The sequence below is a fragment of the Streptomyces sp. NPDC020965 genome, from assembly GCF_044333555.1.
In the GTDB taxonomy this organism is placed as follows: domain Bacteria; phylum Actinomycetota; class Actinomycetes; order Streptomycetales; family Streptomycetaceae; genus Streptomyces.
In genome coordinates this window covers 1-2112 of sequence record NZ_JBIRRE010000042.1, presented here as the reverse complement: position 1 = coordinate 2112, position 2112 = coordinate 1, and the positions used below count along the sequence as shown (strand labels likewise).

Annotated in this window: 1 protein-coding gene; it reads left to right on the top strand. The window is 67.9% G+C overall.

All coding sequences use genetic code 11. The features are described 5' to 3' along the window. Positions 1-2112, top strand: a 2112-nt coding sequence (locus ACH4S7_RS36535) for a type I polyketide synthase (RefSeq protein WP_398525745.1), incomplete at both ends; no start/stop codon positions are given.

Here is a 2112-nt window from a genome sequence, read left to right as displayed (position 1 = left end):
TGCAAGGCGTTCGATGTCTCCGCCGATGGGTTCGGGCCGGCCGAGGGCGTCGGCATGTTGGTCCTGGAGCGACTCTCGGACGCCCAGCGCCTGGGGCACCCCGTCCTCGCCGTTATCCGGGGCAGTGCGGTGAATCAGGACGGTGCGAGTAATGGCCTGACGGCGCCGAATGGTCCGTCGCAGCAGCGGGTGATCCGCCAGGCCCTGGCCTCGGCCGGTCTCTCGACCATGGACATCGACGCGGTGGAGGCGCACGGCACCGGCACAGCGCTGGGTGACCCGATCGAGGCGCAGGCACTCCTGGCGACCTATGGTCAGGGCCGTCCCGAGGACCGGCCGCTGAGGCTGGGCTCGATCAAGTCGAACATCGGACACACCCAGGCGGCTGCCGGTGTCGCCGGTGTGATCAAGATGGTGCTCGCCATGCAGCACGGCGTCCTCCCGCCCACACTGCATGTCAACGAACCGACCCCGCATGTGGATTGGGCGAGCGGTGCGGTTGAGCTGTTGACCGAGGCCACCGCCTGGCCCGAGACGGGCAAACCACGTCGGGCTGCGGTGTCGTCGTTCGGTATCAGCGGCACCAACGCTCACACGATCATCGAACAGGCCCCTCAGGTGGAGGTCGGGGCTCTCGAGCCGGCCGTGAAGGGCGATGTCCTGGTGCCGTGGGTGGTGTCGGGCCGTGGCGCCGACGCCCTGCGGGCGCAGGCCGCCCGGCTGCGGGAGTGGGCGTTGAAGCACCCCGAGGAGCGCTTGATCGATGTTGGTCATTCGTTGGTGGTGTCGCGGTCGGCTTTTGAGGATCGGGCGGTTGTTCTCGGTTCGGATCGCGAGGCGTTGTTGGATGGTCTGGCGGCGGCTGCTCAGGGTGGACCCTGGCCCGGTGTCGTGCAGGGTTCGTCTGTCGGGTCCGGTGGTGGTGTGGCGTTCCTGTTTACCGGGCAGGGCGCACAGCGCGTCGGCATGGGCCGTGAACTCTCCGCACGTTTTCCGGTGTTCGCGTCCGCGTTGGACGAGGTCTGCGTTCAGCTCGACGCCCGTCTGGAGCGTCCGTTGCGTGAGGTGCTGTTCGCCGAACCTGACACTGAGGCTGCGGCGCTGCTGGACGAGACCGCGTTCACCCAGGCAGCCCTGTTTGCCATTGAGGTCGCGCTCTATCGGCTGGTGGAGTCGTGGTCCCTGACGCCGGACTATCTCCTGGGCCACTCCATCGGTGGTCTGGCCGCCGCGCATGTGGCGGGTGTGCTGTCGTTGGAGGACGCGGCCGAGGTCGTCGCGGCTCGGGGTCGGTTGATGCAGGCCCTGCCCAAGGGCGGAGCCATGGTCTCCCTCCAGGCGTCGGAAGACGAGGTCGTCGAGTCGCTGGACGGCCGGGTGTCGATCGCCGCGGTGAATGGTCCGCAGGCGGTCGTCATCTCCGGAGACGAAGACGCCGTCACAGCGGTGGCGGACGAATGGCGGGCCCGGGGCCGGAAGGTGAAGCGCCTTACGGTCAGCCACGCCTTCCACTCGGCGCTGATGGAGCCGATGCTCGCCGAGTTTGAGCAGGTCCTGTCTCGGGTGACGCTGAACGCCCCGCGGATCCAGGTCATCTCCGACTCCACCGGCCTGCCTCTCACGGCGGAGCAGGCCACCTCTCCCGCGTACTGGACCGGTCACGTCCGTAACCCGGTCCTGTTCCACCAGGCCATCACCCACCTCACCGGCCAAGGCGTGAACAGCTTCCTGGAGCTGGGCCCCGACGGCGTACTGAGCGCCATGACCCGCACGAGCCTCACCGACGACAGTGACATTACGGTCGTCCCCCTGCTGCGGCGGGACCGGGAAGAGTCCGAGGCGGCGCTGACTGCGCTGGCCGAGCTGTATGTCAACGGCGCGGTGGTGGAGTGGTCTGCGGTGTTCGGTGGCGGGGAGGCAGTGCGCCGGGTCGATCTGCCGACCTACGCCTTCCAGCATGAGCGCTTCTGGCTTGAGGGTGGTGACAGCAAGGCTTCGGCGACTGTGACTGATGGCTTGGATGCTGGTTTTTGGGGTGCGGTGGAGCGGGGGGATGTGGAGGGTTTGGCTGGGGTGTTGGGGTCTGGGGTGTCGGTGGATGTGTGGGGTGAG